Source organism: Comamonas sp. wu1-DMT (assembly GCF_040187805.1).
GTDB lineage: Bacteria > Pseudomonadota > Gammaproteobacteria > Burkholderiales > Burkholderiaceae_C > Comamonas > Comamonas thiooxydans.
In genome coordinates this window covers 398,417-419,058 of sequence record NZ_JBANEM010000001.1, presented here as the reverse complement: position 1 = coordinate 419,058, position 20,642 = coordinate 398,417, and the positions used below count along the sequence as shown (strand labels likewise).

General features: G+C 55.9%; 19 protein-coding genes and 1 tRNA gene. 10 read left to right on the top strand and 10 right to left on the bottom strand.

Annotated features, from left to right (window positions below; translation table 11 throughout):
- Positions 1-238: 238 nt before the first annotated feature.
- The 4 genes from V8Z78_RS01945 (at position 239) to V8Z78_RS01930 (ending at position 4,329) form a co-directional block, all read left to right on the top strand.
- Positions 239-853 (top strand): recombinase family protein, encoded by a 615-nt coding sequence (locus V8Z78_RS01945; RefSeq protein ID WP_039048585.1) that lies wholly within the window; start codon positions 239-241, stop codon positions 851-853.
- A gap of 49 nt (positions 854-902) precedes the next feature.
- Positions 903-1,919: an alpha/beta fold hydrolase gene (locus V8Z78_RS01940; RefSeq protein WP_349730963.1), complete on the top strand. Its 1,017-nt coding sequence runs from the start codon at positions 903-905 to the stop codon at positions 1,917-1,919.
- Entirely contained in the window at positions 1,916-4,147 is a 2,232-nt protein-coding gene (locus V8Z78_RS01935; protein WP_003070275.1) for a RelA/SpoT family protein, read from the top strand. Before V8Z78_RS01940 ends, V8Z78_RS01935 begins: the two co-directional genes overlap by 4 nt.
- A gap of 105 nt (positions 4,148-4,252) precedes the next feature.
- Positions 4,253-4,329 (top strand) — tRNA-Val (locus V8Z78_RS01930).
- A 540-nt stretch (positions 4,330-4,869) separates the two neighbouring features.
- Here V8Z78_RS01930 and V8Z78_RS01925 read toward each other — a convergent pair.
- The 7 genes from V8Z78_RS01925 to V8Z78_RS01895 form a co-directional block, all read right to left on the bottom strand.
- Positions 4,870-5,910 (bottom strand): quinone oxidoreductase family protein, encoded by a 1,041-nt coding sequence (locus tag V8Z78_RS01925; RefSeq protein WP_231879635.1) that lies wholly within the window; start codon positions 5,908-5,910, stop codon positions 4,870-4,872.
- Positions 5,911-5,932: 22 nt separating this feature from the next.
- Entirely contained in the window at positions 5,933-6,679 is a 747-nt protein-coding gene (locus V8Z78_RS01920) for a porin (RefSeq protein ID WP_349730800.1), read from the bottom strand.
- A complete protein-coding gene (locus tag V8Z78_RS01915; RefSeq protein WP_349730799.1) occupies positions 6,606-6,941 on the bottom strand; it encodes a porin in 336 nt (111 codons plus the stop codon). Before V8Z78_RS01915 ends, V8Z78_RS01920 begins: the two co-directional genes overlap by 74 nt.
- A gap of 90 nt (positions 6,942-7,031) precedes the next feature.
- Positions 7,032-8,021, bottom strand: a complete 990-nt coding sequence (locus V8Z78_RS01910; protein WP_349730798.1) for a Bug family tripartite tricarboxylate transporter substrate binding protein — start codon at positions 8,019-8,021, stop codon at positions 7,032-7,034.
- Between the two features lie 224 nt (positions 8,022-8,245).
- Positions 8,246-9,163 carry a dioxygenase family protein gene (locus tag V8Z78_RS01905; RefSeq protein ID WP_349730797.1) on the bottom strand — a complete coding sequence of 306 codons (918 nt, stop codon included), beginning with the start codon at positions 9,161-9,163 and terminating at the stop codon, positions 8,246-8,248.
- Between the two features lie 37 nt (positions 9,164-9,200).
- Positions 9,201-10,148 (bottom strand): tripartite tricarboxylate transporter substrate binding protein, encoded by a 948-nt coding sequence (locus V8Z78_RS01900; protein WP_349730796.1) that lies wholly within the window; start codon positions 10,146-10,148, stop codon positions 9,201-9,203.
- Positions 10,149-10,285: 137 nt separating this feature from the next.
- On the bottom strand, positions 10,286-10,831 hold the full coding sequence (locus V8Z78_RS01895; protein ID WP_003070264.1) for a cupin domain-containing protein: 546 nt from the start codon (positions 10,829-10,831) through the stop codon (positions 10,286-10,288).
- Positions 10,832-11,008: 177 nt separating this feature from the next.
- On the opposite strand from V8Z78_RS01895, the gene V8Z78_RS01890 reads away from it, so the two are divergent.
- A complete protein-coding gene (locus V8Z78_RS01890; protein WP_502878833.1) occupies positions 11,009-11,932 on the top strand; it encodes a LysR family transcriptional regulator in 924 nt (307 codons plus the stop codon).
- 2 nt (positions 11,933-11,934) lie between these two features.
- On the opposite strand, the gene V8Z78_RS01885 is transcribed toward V8Z78_RS01890, so the two are convergent.
- From V8Z78_RS01885 to V8Z78_RS01875, 3 genes are all read right to left on the bottom strand, one after another.
- Positions 11,935-13,707 (bottom strand): amidohydrolase, encoded by a 1,773-nt coding sequence (locus V8Z78_RS01885; protein WP_349730794.1) that lies wholly within the window; start codon positions 13,705-13,707, stop codon positions 11,935-11,937.
- A gap of 400 nt (positions 13,708-14,107) precedes the next feature.
- Positions 14,108-14,800, bottom strand: coding sequence for an isochorismatase family protein (locus V8Z78_RS01880; RefSeq protein ID WP_003070256.1), 693 nt, complete (start codon positions 14,798-14,800; stop codon positions 14,108-14,110).
- 137 nt (positions 14,801-14,937) lie between these two features.
- Positions 14,938-15,852, bottom strand: coding sequence for a LysR substrate-binding domain-containing protein (locus V8Z78_RS01875; RefSeq protein WP_003070254.1), 915 nt, complete (start codon positions 15,850-15,852; stop codon positions 14,938-14,940).
- 638 nt (positions 15,853-16,490) lie between these two features.
- Here V8Z78_RS01875 and V8Z78_RS01870 point away from each other — a divergent pair.
- The 5 genes from V8Z78_RS01870 (at position 16,491) to ycaC (ending at position 20,637) form a co-directional block, all read left to right on the top strand.
- On the top strand, positions 16,491-17,408 hold the full coding sequence (locus V8Z78_RS01870; protein WP_349730793.1) for a LysR family transcriptional regulator: 918 nt from the start codon (positions 16,491-16,493) through the stop codon (positions 17,406-17,408).
- A gap of 156 nt (positions 17,409-17,564) precedes the next feature.
- Positions 17,565-18,443: a pirin family protein gene (locus V8Z78_RS01865; protein ID WP_057092112.1), complete on the top strand. Its 879-nt coding sequence runs from the start codon at positions 17,565-17,567 to the stop codon at positions 18,441-18,443.
- A 125-nt stretch (positions 18,444-18,568) separates the two neighbouring features.
- On the top strand, positions 18,569-19,456 hold the full coding sequence (locus V8Z78_RS01860; protein ID WP_003070248.1) for a DMT family transporter: 888 nt from the start codon (positions 18,569-18,571) through the stop codon (positions 19,454-19,456).
- A gap of 29 nt (positions 19,457-19,485) precedes the next feature.
- A complete protein-coding gene (locus V8Z78_RS01855; protein WP_003070246.1) occupies positions 19,486-19,908 on the top strand; it encodes a DoxX family protein in 423 nt (140 codons plus the stop codon).
- A gap of 99 nt (positions 19,909-20,007) precedes the next feature.
- Positions 20,008-20,637 carry an isochorismate family cysteine hydrolase YcaC gene (gene ycaC / locus V8Z78_RS01850; RefSeq protein WP_003070244.1) on the top strand — a complete coding sequence of 210 codons (630 nt, stop codon included), beginning with the start codon at positions 20,008-20,010 and terminating at the stop codon, positions 20,635-20,637.
- Positions 20,638-20,642: the final 5 nt, after the last annotated feature.

Below are 20,642 nucleotides of genomic sequence, written 5' to 3'. Positions count from 1 at the left end.
CGCGGCACCTCCCGCAGTTACATGGACCTGGCTCGCGTGGCGCGCTTCCGGCAAATATCGGGCCTTCGCTCCGTGTCCTGAGAACAGCCGCCGTAGGCGCTCAAGCCCCAGCAAGTGATTTTGCTCACTTTTTAGTAGCGCATTTGCGCTATGAAAAGAGAAGCGGTAAAGCTAATTAGGGCTTCAAAAATGGCCTGTCTCAATAGCATTCCAACTATCAAAACAACGGAGGGGAAAAGTGCTGATTGGATATGCTCGCGTCTCAACTAGGGAGCAGGAGACTTACCTGCAAATTGATGCGTTGAATAAGGCAGGTGTTTCAAAGATCTATCAAGAGAAGGCAAGTGCTGTAAGTGCGAGGCCTCAATTGCAACGCTGTCTGTCGTCTTTGAAGGCCGGTGACATCCTTGTGGTTTACAAAATGGACCGTGTTGCCCGGTCTCTTAAGGATCTGCTTGGGATTCTGGAAAGCGTCCAGTCTGCCGGCGCGCATATCCGGTCTTTGACTGAGCCGCTTGATACCTCTGTGCCGGTAGGTATCTTTATGGTGCAGGTTCTGGGTGCTGTTGCTCAGTTAGAGCGCTCCATCATTAGAGAGCGTGCTTTGGCGGGGCAAATAGCCGCCTATAACAGAGGGGTAAGGTGGGGTGGGAGTAGGGGGAAGCTCAGTGATATTGAGCAAAACGAGCTGAGGCAATTAAAGCAGTCCGGAGCCACCTTAAAGCAGCTTATGGCGAGGTACGATATCTCCATGTCCACGGTCTGCCGATATCTGAATCCACAGACCTCTCGCAACGTCCGTCCAAAGTTGCCTGTACTTGGAGCTTATGTTGATGACTCTCTCAACGATTGACGATGCGACGACAGCCATTATCGGCCCCGGTCTTGAAAACGCGTTCTCCATGAATCAACCTACGCTGAATTACGTATCGTGTCCCGGAGCCTCTGCAACGGCTCCCACCTGGGCCAGTGCTCAGCGCCGCCAACAGGTCGAGGCGCAGCCCGAGGGAACACACCGCATGGCGTACTGGGAATGGAACCATACCGGCAATCCAAGACATCCTCATGTCATCGTCTGCGTGCACGGCCTCTCACGCCAGGGGCGAGACTTTGATGTGCTGGCAACCGAGCTCAGCCGCTTTGCCCGCGTGATCTGCCCCGATGTGGTGGGGCGCGGCGAAAGCGACTGGCTGGCCGACCCCATGGGTTATCAGCTGCCGCTGTATGCGGCCGATATGTTGGCGCTGCTGGCCCAGTTGCATGCTCAGGCGCCGATTGAAACCCTGGACTGGGTCGGTACCAGCATGGGGGGCTTGATCGGGATGGGGGTCATGGGGCAGCCCGGTCTGCCGCTGCCGGTGCCTGTGCGGCGGCTGGTGCTCAACGACGTAGGGCCGGCGATTGAATGGGAGTCGCTGGAACGAATCGGCTCCTATGTCGGAAAAGGCTTGCAGTTTCCCAACTTTGAGAGCGCTGCTGCTGCCATGCGCTTGATTTCCGAGGGATTCGGCCCACATAGCGATGAGCAATGGAGCCGGCTCTCGCAAGCCATGATCAAGCCAGATGCCCAAGGGGGCGTGGTGCTGCATTACGACCCCCGTATTGCAGTGCCCATGGCCCAGATGACGCGCGAGACTGCTCAGGCCGGTGAGGCCTTGCTCTGGCAGCTTTACGACCAGATCAAGGCACAGGTATTGCTTATCCGAGGGGCCGAGTCCGATCTGCTTTCCAGCCGTACCGCCAAGGCCATGACCGAACGTGGCCCCAGGGCGCATTGCACGGAACTGCAGGGCGTGGGACATGCCCCGACGTTGGTAGTGCCGGGGCAAGTGGCGTTGATACAAAAGTTTTTACAAGGGGATAAGGGTTTGCCTGCGAACATCAGTCTTGCGCAGCAGGCCCAAGAGGAAGCTGCATGAAGACCAGCGATACCGTAACCACAGTCTCTGACGCCGCACCCAAGCTCACGGAGCCTACGCCGCATCTGATTACCGCCACATCCGAGGTTTTGCCCGATCAAGTCAATGCGCTGGCGCGCGCCCGTGCCTTTGCAGAACCTCTGATTGCCGGCGAAGTCATGGAGACCGGTGAAAACACCCTGACCCACGCCGACGCCGTTGCCGCCATCCTCAAGAAAATCGGTGGCTCGGAAACCATGCAGGCGGCCATTTATCTGGTGCACGCCAGCGTGCACCTGAACAAGCCGCAGGAAGTGATTGCCAAGGCGTTTGGCGATAATTTTGCGACCCTGGCGGTCGAAACCATCAAGCTCATCCGGGTGCAGCAGCAGGCGCGAGACGCCGAGCTGAGCAGCCAGCATGTCGATGGCGTGGCCACCCAGACCGAGAACGTGCGCAAGATGCTGCTGGGCTTTTCGCGCGATCTGCGCGTGGTGCTGCTGCGCCTGGCGTCGCGCCTGCAGACGCTGCGCTACTACGCGGCCGAGAAGAGCCCGGTTTCACCCAGCATCGCGCGCGAAGCGCTCTATGTCTTTGCGCCACTGGCCAACCGTCTGGGAATCTGGCAGATCAAATGGGAGCTCGAAGATCTGGCTTTCCGTTTTCTGGAGCCCGATACCTACCGCCAGATTGCGCGTCTGCTCGACGAAAAGCGGGTCGAGCGCGAAGCCTATATGGAGCAGATGCGTGCGAGGCTCGAGGCCGATTTGCGCGCCCACAGCATCAGCGCCTCGGTTCAAGGGCGTCCCAAGCATATCTACAGCATCGTCAAGAAGATGCGCGGCAAGTCGCTGAGCTTTGACCAGCTGTTCGATATCCGTGCCATGCGCGTCATCGTGCCTACGGTCAAGGACTGCTATGCAGCCCTGTCCTGGGTGCATGAGCAGTTCACGCCGCTGGAAAAGGAGTTCGACGACTACATCGCCAAACCCAAGCCCAACGGTTATCAGTCGCTGCACACGGTGGTGCGCGATGAAACCGGCCGCACCATAGAGATCCAGATCCGCACCCAGGCCATGCACGACCATGCCGAGCATGGCGTGGCCGCGCACTGGGCTTACAAGGAAGCAGGTACCAAGGGCTATGCGGGCGTGTCTGCGTCCAGCGAATATGACGCCAAGATCGCCGTGCTGCGCCAGTTGCTGGCCTGGGGTAGCGACCTGACGGGCTCGGCCCAGCGTGGTCTGTTTGAAGATCGCATCTATGTGCTGACTCCCGATGCGGCCGTGATCGAGCTGCCGCAAGGGGCCACGCCGGTGGACTTTGCCTACTCGGTGCACACCAGCCTGGGCCATCGTTGCCGCGGCGCGCGTGTGGACGGAGCCATGGTGCCGCTGAACACCGCTCTGGAAAGCGGCCAGACGGTAGAAATCAACACGGCCAAGGAAGACCGCCCCTCCCGCGACTGGCTCAATGCCGAGCTGGGTTATCTGGTCAGCAACCGCGCCAAGGCCAAGGTGCGCGCCTGGTTCAATGCCCAGGCCACGCACGAAACCGTCTCGCGCGGGCGCGAGGCCGTTGAAAAGCTGCTGCAGCGTGAGGGCAAGACGGCGATCAAGCTTGAAGAGCTGGCTGCACAGCTGGGCTTCAAGTCTGCCGATGCACTGTTTGAAGTCGTGGGCAAGGACGAGTATTCACTGCGCAATATCGAGGTCGTGCTGCGTCCCAGTGAAGAAACGCCAGAGGAAGATGCATTCACGCCGGTGCGCAAGGCGCGCGGCCATGACTCTTCGCGCGGCGGGGTGCTGGTGGTGGGCGTCGATTCGCTCATGACCCAGCTCGCCAAATGCTGCAAGCCGGCTCCTCCGGACGAGATCGGCGGCTTTGTGACTCGTGGCAAGGGTGTGAGCGTGCACCGCTGCGATTGCTCCAATTTTCGCGAGATGATGGCCAAGAGCCCCGAGCGTGTCATCGAAGTCGACTGGGGCACTCCCAAGCATGTGGACAAGGGTGGACCGGTTTACCCTGTGGACGTTGCGGTGGAGGCGGCCGACCGTCAAGGCTTGCTGCGCGATATCTCGGACGTGTTTGCACGCGAGAAGACCAATGTCATCGGGGTGCAGACCCAGTCCGTCAAGGGGACGGCGTGGATGACGTTCACGGTGGAGGTGGCAGATTCGGGTCGCCTCAACAAGGTGCTAGGCATCGTCGCCAGTGTGTCCGGCGTTCGCTCGGCCAGAAGGCGCTGATGTAAGTCCCAATTGCGCCTGACAGTGCTCGATGACAAGAAAATGTTAGCTCTCAAAAAATGAGTGAAAAACCCGTGCTACAATTGCTTCATCGAACAGAACAACAGGCGCGTAGCTCAGCTGGTTAGAGCACCACCTTGACATGGTGGGGGTCGTTGGTTCGAGTCCAATCGCGCCTACCAAACGTGCAGACGAAACCAGAGTCTGCAGCAAAAAATGCCCGCTGAGAAGCGGGCATTTTTGTTTTGTCGGTATGAAGCCGTTAGCGGGAAACGGTACTCAAGCAGGCATTTTTAGGCACAAAGTTGTACTTTCGCTCCAGATAGCAGAACCGGACAATCGTGGGTGATGCTGGGTTCTGCGGTGAAGCCGTCAACCATAAACGTGTAGAGCATCCTCATGATGCGGGCGAGACTGCAACTGAGAAAACGCAAGCGCACGAATATCCCAGTGGCACATCGCTGCAGCTTGGACAGACCAATCACTGTCTATCAGGTATGGTCCATTAACTTTGTATTTGGGCGCACTACTGAGGGATGATGCATCAGAAGCCTTACCGTGATTGATGGCTCGACCCATGAAGCTGTGGAATTCGGCCAGAGCGAGCTTTGAGCGGTTAGCACCTAGTGCGAGTTCTGGATTAGCTTATCGATACGAGGGCTTTCCTGAAGCCAATCGGCCAACTTTTCCTAGGTTGCCCCGGTAGTTAAACTTATTGGCGCCTATATAGTGAATACTATTCGCTCTGAAGATGGTCTTTGCCATGTGGTTTCTACGTTAGTCAGTGCAACCGCCTCTGCATCAACCTGCAATCCGGCGGGTTCTACCGCATGCATCAGTTTTCCAACTACCTGGACGATTTTCTGGGGCGAAACACTACCTAATCCACTGCCCAATAATTCCAAGCCAGAGCTACGAAGCGTGCCAGGATTCAGTGGAATACTTGTCCCAGCTAGCATGCCGATGTTGACGAAGCGCACGCGCGGAGAAGCTTCGCGATGACCATGAGTGCCAACTGCATTGATGATGCTGGCAGCTGGAGAGCCCCACAAATAGTCGAGCACAATGTCGATGCCGTTCCTTTCGAACTCATCGCGCAATGCGGCAGTGAGTTTGTCTGCCGGTTGATCCAGGCTAATGAAGCTATCGGCCCCTAATGCATGTAGCTCAGTTTCCATGGCAGGATTGCGCGCGGTAGCAACCACTCGCGAAGCTCCCAAGAACTTTGCCACTTGAATGGCCAAACGGCCAGACGTACCAGCAGCGCCATTAATTAGCACGCGCTCGCCTGCTCGAAAGCGTGCACGCTCCTGGAGGGCCGCCCACGATGACATACCAGGAAGCGCAATCGCCGCTGCAGTGACATCGTCAAGGGAGTCAGGAACGATTACGCAACAATCGGTTTTCACAGCAACTATCTCTGCCATTGCTCCAATGGGAGCACGTGGAAATGCAAAATACACCCGTCTGCCATCTGCCAAAGTCGCTATGCCGTCGGCGCCTGGTACCACGGGCAAATTCTTGCCGCTGCTGTAATGCGAGCCGTTTGCTTGAGCACGCACTAACTGGCTCAGCGCTGCAGCGCGAACTTGTACCAACACTTCTCCTTCGATTGCCACAGGAGCCTCAATGCTGCCATAGCGTGGTGGGCTGTCAAAAGAATGAACTATCGCGGCTTTCATCGTTAAAGACTCCGATATAGAAAGATATACGGGCGTGAGCCCACTTGCTCGCTTATTAGGTGCGCTCACGCTTTTTTGCATTGGCCCTCAGTGACGAGGACTCTCAAAATGCGTGATTGATGCCGAACTGAACGCCTTGCGAGTTCTGCCCAGAAGCTCCTTCAGGGGAGACATCGGCGGTTACATAGGCCGAGTTGCCTTTGTTGCTGATGTGGGAGTAGGCCGTGTAGAGAGTAGTGCGTTTGCTCAGTTGGTGGGTATAGCCCACGGCGATCTGATTCGCCTTGTCATCGGTCCCCGATACCTTGGACTGGGCTACGGATGCTTTGACAGTGCCTACACTACTGACAGGCAGAGCAGCACCGATCAGCACGTTGGTCTGTTTGTAGCTGTTGAGCTTTTGCTGGAAATAGTTCGCATAGGCCTTGACAACGCCGAAATCGTAGGTCCCGCCAAGGGTGACAGTCTTATAGTCGCCCGCAGTCATTTTGGTCTGTCCATATGCTGCCGCAATGTTGAGCGGTCCGCTTGCATAGCCAATGCGGCCGCCAAGGTACTTAGCACCATCCACGTTCTCACCTGCTGCATACGAGAGCTGACCGTATATCCCGAGTTGCATTTTGGGCAGAAAGTAGCCGATTGAATTGCTCGCGCGTGACAAAGTCTTAGCGCCATTTGATCCCAGTGGCCAGCCATCAATGAGGTTGCTGCTGCCGCCTACCCCTACGGTGCCAAAAGGTGAAAACTGAGAGATGTTCCAGAAGGCTGGGGTGTAATCACGGCCAAGACGAATCTCGCCAAACTGCTGGCTGGTCAGGCTTACTGTGGAGCGACGACCAAAAAAAAGCACTTTGTGTCGTCCCTGTATCTGGCAGAACTGCGGCTTCTAACCAGAATCCTGCGGAGAGTCCTCCTCCTAGATCTTCCGTGCCGCGAAAGCCAATGCGGCTGGGGAGCATATAGCCGCCTTGATCCATACCAGTAACATGTCTGCTACCAGCTTTTGCGTAAGTGACATTAAGGTCAAGACTGCCAAAGACTGTGACGTTGGATTGTGCGTGGGTCACAAAAGCCGAAGTCAAACCAAGCACTGCAAATATGGTGTTTCTCATGCGAAAAGCTCTTGAATTTGGACTCCCTGTTCAGCATCGCAGAACAGGGAGAGGTGATACGGGGATACAACCAGCGGGGCGAGCGGCAGGTTAGGAGTCCAAGCGAATACCTGCTTGTTTTATGAGGGCGGCTGTGGCGACGTATTCGTCTTTGACAAACCTCGCGAACTCTGGCTGAGGCATAGGTGATGCATCCACTCCAAGCTTTTCAAAGCGAGAGAGAGTTTCAGGGGATTTCAGAGCCTTGACTGCCTCAGTGTTCAGTCGGGTAATGACTTCCTGAGGCGTTTTCGCCGGTGCGAACATGCCGACCCAAAACAGTTGATCCGCATCGCGGATGCCGCATTCCGTTGTGGTAGGCACATCGGGTAGCAAGGCTGAGCGTTTGGAGGCTCCAATGGAGAGGGCATTGAGCTTGCCGGCCTTGACCAGTGGTACGGCCAGCGCAAGCGGCAGCAGAAACCAATCAAGGCGCCCGCCGATGACGTCATTCACGCTTTCTGGGGTTCCGCGATAGGGCACATGCAGCACGTCCAGACCAGCGGCCATGCGAAATTTCTCGCCTGCAATATGCGCACCACTTCCACTGCCAGATGATCCATAGCTGTACTTGCCTGGAGATTTCTTGACTTTAGCGATGAGGTCTTGCAACGATGCAAAGCCCTTTTGTGGGGAGACGACAAATACATTGGGCATCGACGCCAGCATTGCGACCGGTGCAAAGTCCCTCAATGTGTCGTATTTCAGCATGGGGTACAGCGATGCATTGGCAACATGTCCTGCTGAGTGAATCAGCAAAGTTTGGCCGTCTCCTGCAGCAGTGGCTACCTGGGTCGCGCCGAGCGTTCCACCTGCACCAGGTCGGTTGTCAACTACAAATGGTTGTCCAAGGTATTTGTCCAGCCGTTCTCCAACAATGCGACTAATCACGTCGGTAGTGGACCCCGCCGTGAAAGGAACCACCACCCTGACAGGACCACTTGGGTAATGAAGCGGTTGTGAAAAGGCTCGAGAGGGTATTGCGGCCGCACCGCAAGCGGCTGCAGCCCACTGAAATAGTTGTCTGCGATCGATGCTCATCGTTTGTCTCCTTAGGGTGTTGTCTTACTGTTTTCTTGAGGCACTTCTTTGGTGCCTTCTGGCTCTGTGGACGATTTGCAGAAAGGGGCCGAAAGACTTTTTAGAGGACGTGTTCAGCCCCCGTCTCATATGCCAATACGGTTTGATCTAGGTGTGCAGTTACACGCTGCTTTTTCCTGGCGAAGGCGCTATGGGCCTATCAGAAGCTGTAGTGAGCCTGACTATTACGGTAGAGGAGGGGTTGGAAGGCGTGTCTCACCTGGCTCCAGACACAGCTCTACATCCAGATGGAAATGTCCTTGGCTATCCGGCTGGAAGTCGCGCAGCAAAGAGCCCACAGCGCCGAATGCAGCATCGCTGAATGCAAAGGGGTCACGAGAGTCAAAGATTTGGGTTGTGAGGACCTTGTGCCCTGGCGCGATGGCGATGAAGTGCAGGTGTGCAGGGCGCATGTGATTGCGACCTTGCAGTGCCAGCAGCTCCCCGCAGGGACCATCAATGGGGACGCCATAGCCTGATGGCCGCACACTCTCGAACCAGAACTGTCCATTAGCATCAGTCTCGAACACGGCTCGCAGGTTCATGTCTTCCTGCTCTGGATCCTGGTTTTCATACAGCCCTCCAGGGGCTGCTTGCCAAGTCTCGATCCGTGCTCCGACGATAGGCTTGCCATCGGTGGAGACAACTTTGCCCTGCACGAACAAAGGGGAGCCGACGGTGTCTTCAGAGGCAATGCGAACACCGTTGGACATCAGAGGTTGATTGGCTCGCCAGAATGGTCCGATCAATGCGGGCTCTGTACCTCCCGCGGCAAGAATGGCCTTGGCATCCAGCAAAAGGACGTGGGTCGCGAGGCCAAGGATGTCAGCCAGCAAAATCCCTTCGTGCTTCTCAGGTCCTGTGGCCTGTCCCACTCTCACCATGAAATCGAGCCCCTTGTGCAGCTCGTCATAAGTCAGCTTTACCTCGGAGGCAAAGGCATGGATGTGCCGGATCAGGGCATCGAGAACCTCACGTGTACGTGGGTCTTTCGTGCCTTGATTGGCCTGCAACACAGCTTGCAACAGAGCTTGAGGATTAGCGGGAATTGCCTGCTGTACTTGCTTGTCTGCTCTTGGACGTTCTACTGCGGTGATCGACATATGTTTCCTTGGATTTTTTGGAGAGGCTGCTTGAAGGTCAGTCAGCCCGGATATGGCCTGTAGCTGCAACTTTGGCCCAGCGAGGGACTTCTTCAGCGACTCTGGTGGCGAGCTCGGACGAAAGACTTCCCACTGCGGTGAAGCCCATATCACGCAAGCGCTCTGCAACGTCCGGAATCTTGAGGATTCGACGCACCTCGGCATTGATGCGCTCTATGGCCGCTGACGGTGTGCCCGCTGGAGCAAACAGCGCTTGCATGGTCTCGGAGCGATACCCCGGAAAGCCACTCTCTGCAATGGTCGGCACCTGAGGTAGGTCAGGCCATCGCTGGAGACTGCCCACCGTCAATGCACGCAGCAAGCCACCTTCAATCTGCGGGCTGGCAACCGGGAGTGCCACAAGTGCGCAGTCCACCTGCCCGCTCAAAACCGCCTGGACGGCAGGAGCAGAGCCGGAGTACGGCACATGCAGTAGATTGACCTTGGCTCGTTGCCATAGCAGCTCTCCGCCCAGATGAACACTGTTGCCTTTGCCGGGCGTTGCATAGTTCAGGGCGCCATCCTTGGCTTTTGCTAGAGATAGAAGGTCAGAGAGCTTGGTAAGGGGGCTCTTGGCCGAAACGACAATGACATCTGGCGAAGTGACGACCAACGAGATAGGGGTGAATTGCCTGACAGGGTCGTATGGCCGCTTGTCAGGATAGAGCGCAGGATTCGTGACGAATGATGACGATGCCAGTAGCAGGGTTTGACCGTCTGGCGTGGCTCGTGCAACACCGGAAATCCCAATATTGCCGCCTGCGCCTGCCCGATTTTCGACGATGACTGCCTGACCAAGCACATGCGCCAAGTGTGTTGCCAGCAGACGTGCCACGATGTCAGAGGTACCGCCAGCAGCAAACGGAACGACGATACGCACAGGTACCTTGGGCGACCAAGTGTCCGCTGCGTGTGCTGCGGACGGTCGCGCCAATACCGGCACCATGGCTGTGGTTCCGGCCCAGGACACTGCCATTTGCAGCATCCGGCGCCGGCTCCATGCATCTGAATGATTGCCATGTGTCATGACTATGTCCTCAGTAGGCGTTGCGTGCGGCTGAAAGCAGGTCTGCTGGACACGCATCACTTTTGCGCGGCTGCTGGCGCGGGAGTTTCGGCGATATAGCCGTCTTGGCCGTAAACCAGACCCGTGGCTTCAGCTGCTTTGACGACGTCGGGGTGCCATGCGATACGGCCGCATTCTTCGTCAGTCCCCCCCACTACCGAATACACCACGAGGGCATGGTCGTTAGGGTTGCGAAAACCTCGCATGGTGCCAATTGGACAGGAGATCACGTCCCATTGGTTGAGCATCACCGAGTACTGCCCCTTCTCGCCCCAGATCACTTCCATCTGACCATTGAGAGGACAAAACACTTCCTCCGTCTTGTGTGCATGCAGGCTTGCACCCTGTCCGACGGGGATCTCAATGAATGTCACGCCAAAGCGGTGATTGCCGGGAATCGCAGGTTGAACGCCTTTGTTTTCCAGCACGCCACGATTCATGATCTTGTAGATGTTCTTCTTCATGCCGGGCAAACGGCTTTCGATGAAGGTTTCTCGGTAAGGCTCTACTTTGCCCCAGCGGGCAATGCGGGTTGCTTCCATTTCTTGAGGGTTGATATCCATTTCGATTCCTTAATGCGATTGATGATTGAATGAACAGAAAGCCTATGAATTTCTCTCTGTAGGTAGGACTTTAGGAATTTGACTCAATGCAGTCCAAGACCATTTATCGACTGACTCAATAACATTTCGGCATCAAGAATTGATTGCATACTTTGAGCAAGAATTTCAAGGGGCATGATGGACTTGCGACAACTTCGATACTTCGTGGTTCTGGCTACTCAGCAGCATTACGGACGTGCGGCCAGTGTTTTGCATGTAGCGCAACCCGCGCTAAGCCGCCAGATTCAGCTTCTGGAGGACGAACTGGGCGTGCAGCTCTTTGAGCGGCACGCGCGAGGGGCAACTCCAACTGCAGAAGCCCTGTTCTTGCTGGAGCGAGCGTCATTTCTGCTTCGCTACGCTGAGCAGATGAAGCAAGACATGACAGCACTTCAACGCGATGCGCGAGGGCCAGTGGTTATAGGTATGTCGCCCGGCCTGGCCCAATTGCTTGCGGTTCCTTTGACGAAGGCCGTACATCAGAATCTGCCAGGTGTCCGGTTGAGAGTCGAAGAAGGATTCTCACCAGCACTGCACTCCATGCTGCTGCAAGGCGCCTTGGATATCGCTGTACTCAACGGTCCAGTGCAGCTCTCAAACCTGGTCAGCTTCCCCTTGCTAAACGAAGGGATCTGTCTCATCGGACGTAGCGACGACCCTGTCTTAAGGTCACGAAAAATCTCCATCCAAAAACTTGAAGGAGTGCCTTTGGTGATGACGGGACTAGCTAAGTCTGGTGTACGTCTGGAGCTGGAGGCTGGCGCTGCACACGCAGGTGTGACTCTGAACCAGGTAGTTGAAGTCAACACGATGGAGGTGGCGAAGCGCTTGATCTTGGAGAAGGTCGGGCTAACGGTGCACTTTGCTGCGGCTGTAAAACAGGAGCTAGAACTGGGTGTACTGGCTGCAGTCCCCATTGAGGGACTACGACTTCGCCGTATTCTTGCCAGAGTTGCCGACAGGCCACCCTCTAAAGCGACCGAGGAACTCATTCGCATCTTTCACGATGTGGTTCGCCAAGAGGTGCAAAACGGCCATTGGCCGAATGCATCTCTTTTTTGAAGCTATCTCTTGCCGGGTGATCTCACTGCAAGCTGCGACTGGCTATCCAGCCAGCCTTGCCCATGCACAACACGTCCTCCGAGTAAAGTCAGCAGTGCCTGCGTGCGATGTAATTGGCTTGCAGGAACATGCAAGGGATCCTGATTGAGTACAGCGAGGTCGGCGAGCTTGCCAGCCATCAGGCTGCCGCGTGTGTGCTCTGCAAATGCCAGCCATGCCGCATTGGTCGTATATAGGGTCAGAGCCTGCTCAGGTGTCAACAGCAGGTCAGTGCGGCGCTGCACGGTGCCCCCCAGCGAGCGTCCCGTGACTTGGTACTCAATGGCTTGCCAGACGCCTGCCACTCCAATGCGTGTGGCATCAGTTCCCCCTGCGACCATCATCCCCATATCCATGGCAATCTTGGTCGGTGGTGTTCGCTCAGCGATCTCACGCCCATTCGCTGCAAGAATGGCTGGTGCTTCGAAATATGGGCCCATCTGCACGCTATAGGATAGCCCCAGGGCATGCATGCGTCGCAGTGTTTGGACAGAGCCCGTGTTCAGATGCGCGAGTGACCATCGCAAGTCCTTGATCGGATGCACGCGCGCGACGTCTTCGATCGCGTCGAGAATAGATCGCGCACTGTCATCCGTGTAGGCATGCAACTCCAATGGGATACGTCGTTGGGCTGCAAAACTCAGTACTTTGCGCATCTCTTGCTGATCGCCCTGCGCAGAGGTAAAACCTGGCTCCATCCGCACGGCATCGTTCATTGCTGAGACTAGGTTTTCTCCCAGACCCAGGAAGGCCAAATAGCCATCGTCTTGAACCGGAGGGCGAAACTCCATACGCGTCTGTACCCATGCCGTTTCGTTACCACCCGGCGGAGCAAACAGGCGGTAGCCTACACGAACACTCAGTTCCTTGTTTTGATGCAGTGCGAACAAGGGCTCGAATGCGGACGGACCTCCCGCTGAAGGGTCGATAAATCCCGTCACTCCGTGTACGTTTAGGTCATGAAAGAAGGCTCGAAGGTTCGCTTGCCGATCCAGCCCCTGGCTGATTTGGGCAAAGAGCATATTGAATGGACCGATGCCGCCTAGCAGCTTACCTGTCGCTTTGCCTGCTTGGTCACGCTCCACAATGACTCCTGCCGGAACAATTGGCTGAGTTGAATCGAGTGCCAGCACTTCGATGCCGCGGCGGTTCACCAGGGCATAGTCGTAAAGTGACTGCACATACGCCGGATGATCGGGGATCGAACGACTGAGATCGGATACCGTGGGCGCACGCTTTTCGACAAACTGCTCGGGTATCCACGAACCGACTACAGCGACCCATTGATCTGCAGTTCGTTTTTTTGCGGCTTGCTGTAAGCGCTGCAGGCCCTCTTGTAAGCTCGAGGCGTCGTACCAGTATGTTTCGAACAGGTAGCTCTGACCACCACGAATGCCATGCAGGTGAGCATCGATCAGACCAGGAATCACAACTCGCCCTTTCACATCAAGAATGCGAGTGTTTGGGCCAATATACGGCTGAACATCGGCGTCGGAGCCAATTGCGCTCAAATACTCTCCTCTTACCGCGATCGAGGTAGCACGTGGCTGCGCTGGATCCATGGTCAAGACCTGAGCGTTGCGAATGATGAGGTCGGCCGCAGGACTAGTGGATGATGCCTTGATCGTCTCGGATCTGGGTTGTGAGTGCACCAGGGTACTGCAAAAGCCGCATGCTGCCAAAATCGCCTGTAGTGCAAGACGGCGCGGAACAGAATGGTTGATGACGTTTTTCATATTGGAGGAAATCGTCCTGACAAAGCGGCGCTTTCAAAGGTTTGGACGAGGCAGAGGCACCCGCAGCAGCCAGGCTGAGTTGTTCTGAGACAGGGTGTTACGACCAGCGTTGTGAGCAGCACGAACATGGCCGCTAGGCGCTAGGTCAATTAGGTTTCAAGGGGGCGCGATCGATCCAGCACCATTGAGTCCGGTGAAGAGGTTGGATTTGGCTTTCGGAACTCTGATTCCGTCGATGGTGATCTGAGCTTCATGAACGGAGTCATACAAATCACACCCTCGGCGATGGACTGATCTATCGAAAAAGTCTTTGCTGTGCCGCTACCATGCACCGTGCACACCTTTACAAGGTCTGGTACACCTTGGACGTTTTGCACGGTAGCGGTACTTGGTTGTCGAGTTACTTGCGCTGCGAGTCGAGTTGCTCGTTCTTTTGAACAACCTCTTGAGCTTTGGCATAGCTCTCGATCAGCAACTGATAGTTGGGGAAGATGCCCGTGTAAGCCTTGGCCCATTCGGCGGCATCATCACGGTTCCATGTCTTCTGCAGTTCGGAGGCTACGGCTGCGGTGTCAATGGGCACCACACCAGCCTGCATCATGCGAGCCAGAGTGATTTCTTCGGCCATCTTGGAGTAGGTCCCGGAGGCGTCGACCACTGCGAAAACCTGGTATCCATCAGCCACGGCAGCGATCGATGGAAAAGCCATGCAAACACTGGTAATGGTGCCTGCAATGATCAGTTGCCTCTTGCCGGTTTCTTTTACGGCCTGTACGAAATCTGGATTGTCCCAAGCATTTATTTCTCCCTTGCGGGCGACATATCTGGCGTGTGGAGCGTTCTCATGAATCTCGGGGATCAGCGGACCATTTGGGCCTTGCGGTACAGAAGCAGTAGTGATTACTGGGATTTTGGATAGAGTCGCGATTTTGGCCAGCGTAGCCGCAAGGCGGCGCAGCGTGGTAAAGGGCATGTCGTGTACCGTCTGGAACAGGCCGCTTTGGTGATCAATCAACAACATTGCAACGTTACCAGGATCAATGACTGGCTTTGCACCGTTGAAATTTGCAGGGATAGCTACTTGACTGTTCATGATGGAGGCTCCTGAAGAAGTGACTGCATCCTGTCGGCTCAGCCGTACTGGTCACGCTTGGCGACTGGTTGCCGAAGCACTTTAGCCCGCACAAATAACAGGCGGTAGTCCTTGATTTGACGTAGGAGCGTTCTATTTCAGGAACACTGACGCAGAGCTGCTGCATCCATGTCAAACCGTTCGGCTAAGAAATCAAGAAACTTACGCACCGCGGGCTGTAGACCTCGCCTGGTTGGAAAAACAGCATGAATGAGAGCTCCCTTGGAGCTCCATTCGGGTAAAAGCCGTACTAACTCTCCACGCTCCAGTTCTCCCTCAAGAATCATTGAAGGTAGGTGAACAACCCCCATGCCGGCAATTGCAGCTGCTCGAAGTGAATACATATCATCTGTGACGAAGCGTGGTCTATGGGCGATTGACGCAACAACTCCACCTGGTCCAATAAGGTGCCATTTATGATCACGCTCATCACTCAGGCTAGGCAGGTCAGCGAGGTCGGCTGGAACAGTCGGTATGGGGAAGTGTTGACAGAAACTTGGGCTCGCTACGAGGCACCAATCGCGTTGTGCGAGCTTTCGCATTGCTAGGCTACTGTCCTCTAATGGAGGCGTACGCGCCCGGATTGCTATGTCATAGCCTTCTGCGACGAGATCGACAGGCCGATTGATGCCTTTCAAATGAACTTCAACCTTCGGGTTCAATGACATGAACTCAACCACAATGCTTGTGACTCGAGAGTGAAGCAGAGCGATTGGACAGCAGACGCGAATGACTCCACATGGCTCACTAAAGACCTGTTCCACTTCTTCCTGAGCTGCCTTGGCGTTTAGCAGCATTGCTTTACAGTGACGGTAATAACTCGCACCGATATCCGTCACGGAGAAATGTCGGGTGGAGCGATGAAGTAGCCTGACGCCAAGACGCGCTTCCAACGATGCAATACGTCTACTAAGCTTGGACTTAGGCTCGCCCAGCGCTCGTGAGGCCGGAGCAAAGCCTCCGTGGTCGACCACATGAGCGAAGTACATGAGATCGTTGAGGTCTTGTTGCATACTTTTCGGCACTTTTGAACTGCCCCCGAAGTTCTGGGAAATTTCATGACTTGAGCCGGTCGACCAACGCGGTTTTCTGGCTTACTGCGCATCGATAGTAGTTGCGCACGACTTCTGACGGCAGGATTTAACCGCTGGATGCGAGCAGACAATTACGGTTACACAACGTACTCATTCGAGTGCTGTGAGCTTCTCTGCTTTTTCGTTTTCTATGACCGTTAGGTGGCTGGTGAGTAGGCTCCGTTGGTCTCGTTGATGGTGGAGCTGTTGCAACAATCAATTGCAAGCCCGCCATTGCGTACTCGGGCATTTTTTCTTGGACGTTCTGAGGAAGGCTCCTCTGTGGAGACTGGCTTTGTCTTGCCAGTGCATCTCGTTGTGGGCTGGACAACGCCTGCGCAGCGACTCAGCAATCTCATTGCCCGTACCGGCATACAACAACAATCGATGAGGACTGGCAATTGCAGATCTTGGCCCAGGTGGCAGTGTTGTTGACGGGAGGGCTTGTCCTCGACCACAAACCGTTTCACTGAACTGCAAGGTATGTTCAATGCTATCGGCCGGATTTGATGATGCGCCACAATGCTGAACCATCATGTGCGGCAGATTTGCCACAGTTCTTTGTTTCGTCACCACCCATGCGCGACCTCAATGATTTGTACTACTTCGTCCAGGTAGTGGACCATGGTGGCTTTGCACCGGCTGGCCGAGCTCTGGGCATGCCCAAGTCCAAACTCAGCCGCCGTATTGCCCTGCTGGAGGAGTCCCTGGACGTACGGTTGCTGCAGCGTTCAAGTAGGCGCTTTGCTGTGACAGATATTGGCCAAGAGTATTACCAGCGCTGTCAGGCCATGCTCGTGGAGGCAGAGTCTGCGCAGGAAGTCATTGATCGAACCCACGAGGATCCTCAAGGCATCGTGCGTCTAAGCTGCCCACTGGCGCTTCTGGACTACCAAGTTGGTGACATGTTGGCACGCTTCATGGTGCAGCATCCGCGTATTCAACTTCAGGTGGACAGCACAAACCGTCGGGTAGATGTAATTCGTGAGGGGCTGGACCTGGCTCTGCGTGTACGTTTTCCGCCGCTCGAAGACAGTGAGTTGGTAATGAAGACTTTAGGTGAGAGCACGCAGTTTTTGGTGGCTAGCCCCAAGCTTGTGAGCGCAATGGGCGGGATGCCGCAACTGGCAGATCTTTCGCAGTGGCCAAGTTTGGGCGACGGTCGGCTGCAACGTAGTGAAAGCTGGCAGTTGCAGGGGCCGCAGGGCGCAACGGCAGAGGTGCATTACCAGCCACGTATGGTCTGCGAAGACCGTATCGCCTTGCTGCAAGCGGCATTGCATGGGGTTGGCTTAGTGCAGTTGCCGGCCATGATGATTCTGGATGATTTGCGTAAGGGATGCTTGGTCGATGTCATGCCCGGCTGGAAGCCTCGTGCGGGCATCGTTCACGCCGTGTTCCCGTCTCGCCGTGGGCTGCTGCCTTCGGTAAGGTTGCTGCTCGACTTTCTTGGGGTGGAGTTCACCGCTTTGCAGGCTCAAATCAAGCAGGCATGACGTCTAGGCCCAGCTGGGAGTGGGCAATGCACTATCGTTCTAATTAATGAACGCTGGTGGCAAGAATTCCAGTCTATTCAGCGCTCGTGTGCGCCTCTACAGTTACTTCTAACCCGTTCGCAAGTCCTACGTTCTTGCGCACTTCAGGAGAAGTAAATGCAAAAGACCATTCAAGGAATTTACAGCGCACCTCAGCAGCACTGGGTAGGCGATGGGTTCCCCGTGCGCTCTCTGTTTCACTACAGCCAGCACGGAACTCAACTAAGTCCTTTTCTGCTGCTGGACCATGCTGGTCCATACAACTTTGCTCCCTCCACCAAGCGTAGAGGCGTGGGTCAACATCCGCATCGTGGATTTGAGACCGTAACAATCGTCTACGACGGTGAGGTCGAGCATCGTGATTCCACGGGGGCGGGTGGCGTCATAGGCCCCGGCGACGTGCAATGGATGACCGCTGCTAGCGGCATCCTGCATGAGGAATTTCATTCATCTGCCTATGCAACGCGTGGCGGCCCCTTCCACATGGTTCAGTTGTGGGTCAATCTGCCGTCCAGCGTCAAGATGGCGGAGCCTGGTTATCAGTCGATCACTAATGCAGAAATTCCCGGTGTCCCGCTTCCCAGCAACGCCGGGCAAGTGCGAGTCATTGCCGGAAACCATCAAGGACATATAGGTCCGGCACACACCTATACACCCATCAACGTCTGGGATGTACGGATGACAGCTGGCAAGTCCGCAATGCTGCATATTCCGCAAGGGCACACACTGGCTGTGGTGATGCTGCATGGGTCGGTGCAGATCAATGGCCGGGATGCTGTTCGTACCGACCAGGTGGCACATCTGAGTATGGACGGTACGCAGGTGTTGCTGGAGGCGAACAACGACAGCTCGTTGCTTGTGCTCAGCGGGACACCGATCGCGGAGCCCATTGTCGGATATGGCCCGTTTGTGATGAATAGCGAGGACGAAATTCGCATGGCCGTCACAGACCTCAACAGCGGCAGATTTGGCCAGATCCATACGTCTGCCTCCTAGATCGCACGGTGCATGAAATCAGCCAATGGCTGATGTTATTGCTACCTCTTTCTCAATCCTTGTCAGCCGTCTTTCGTCTTCAACTTCGAGGCGTGGGAGAGCCGCGCCTTTATCTGGGATAAAAAATGAACGCCAAACTTTCAGCTGCAGCCGCAGCCATTCTCTGGGGATTCACCTATGTGCTGACCACCACGTGGCTGCCTCCGCATCCCCTGTTCCTCGCTGCATTTCGTGCTTTGGGAGGAGCGCTGGTCTTGCTGGCCATTGTTCGCTGCGTGCCCCCGCGTGTCTGGTGGGGACGACTGGCGGTGCTGGGAACGTTGAACGCAGGGCTTTTCTTCGGCTTGTTCTTTGTGGCTGCAACCCGCTTGCCTGGCGGTGTCGCTGCAATCTTCCAGGCCCTGACGCCATTGGCGGTGATTTTCATTGCCTGGGGCGTTCTCGGCGCACGTCCTACAGCCACCAAGATTGGTTCAGTTTTGCTGGGTGCTTTGGGGGTTTCACTGGTCGTTCTATCAAGTAATGCGCAGCTTGATTCGCTGGGTATTGCGGCCGCCATTGGAAGCATGCTTTCCATCGCTGCTGGTGGGGTGCTGCTGAACAAGTGGGGGCAGCCGCCCATGCCTTTGCTTGGCTTTACAGGATGGCAGTTGTTGATTGCCGGTGTGGAGTTGTCTCTTGTTGCCGCCATCGCTCAAGATGTGCCAGCGCAACTAAATGCGGCCAATGTTTTGGGCTTGGGCCTACTGGCTGTGGCGCTGACTGCCGTTCCGTTTGCTTTGTGGTTCGGAGCCATTGAGCGCGCTGGTGCGGTGGCGGTTGCTCCTTTCATGCTGTTGGTGCCGGTCACAGCCTTCGTGCTTGACGCTCTGGTCAAAGGGGTTCAGCCCACGGGCTTGCAAGTAGCTGGAGCCGTACTGGTCATGGGGGGCCTGATGCTGAGCCAAAAAGCGGCCGGTAAGCCAGGTAACAAATCCACACGTCATGTGCGCAACACCGTGGCGCAAGATTAAATAAAACCGTTATCAGTTTGGAGCTTGCCATGAATGCCTTGATTGACGGCGTGCTGCGTTCCCGGTTTTTCTACCTGCTGGCCACTGCCTTGCTGACCTACATCTTTTGGTTGAGTGGCTTGAACAAAGTTTTTGACTTTCAAGCTGCCATCGGTGAGATGGAGCACTTCGGTCTTCAGCCCGCCGCGCTGTTTGCAATAGTCACCATTGCAGTGCAGCTTGTGGCCTCGCTGGCGATCATTACCTGCAGCCGCTGGGCATGGCTGGGCGCCGCAGCGTTGGCGGGCTTCACTTTGGCCACGATTCCCATTGCCCACCGCTTCTGGGAGATGAATGGCATGGAAGGCTTTCTCGAAAAAGCTCTAGTGCAGGACCACATGAGCGTCATAGGCGGGCTGGCGGTGGCGGCCATCCTGGCTCACCAGCGACGTCAGTCTTTGACTAAAAACTGAGCCGCTTCCCCTGCGTTTCAACCATCGGTTTCATCCTGACCTCGAAAGGGCCAGGCTTCCCCGCCCGCCTGGGCATCCATGCTCTCCTAGGAGATTTCCATGAGCAACAAACCTTATGTCCGCCTCGACAAGAACAACGCTGCCGTGCTGATGGTCGACCACCAGACCGGTCTGCTGTCCCTGGTACGCGATATCGACCCCGATAAGTTCAAGAACAACGTGCTGACCCTGGCCGATATGGCCAAATACTTCAAGCTGCCCACAATTCTGACCACCAGTTTCGAGAACGGCCCCAACGGGCCTCTGGTGCCTGAACTGAAGGAGATGTTTCCTGATGCTCCATATATTGCCCGTCCCGGCCAGATCAATGCCTGGGACAACGAGGACTTCGTCAAGGCCGTCAAGGCCACGGGCAAGAAGCAGCTCATCGTGGCCGGCGTGGTGACTGAGGTCTGCGTGGCCTTCCCAGTGCTGTCTGCCCTGGCCGAAGGCTTCGAGGTATTCGTGATCGCCGATGCCTCGGGCACCTTCAACAGCATGACCCAGCAGGCTGCCTGGAGCCGCATGGAGCAGGCTGGAGCCCAGCTCATGACCTGGTTCGGCGCGGCCTGCGAGCTGCACCGCGACTGGCGCAACGACATTGAAGGTTTGGGGACTCTGTTCTCCAATCACATCCCTGACTACCGCAACTTGATCACCAGCTACAACACGCTGACGAGCGCCAAGTAAAGCTG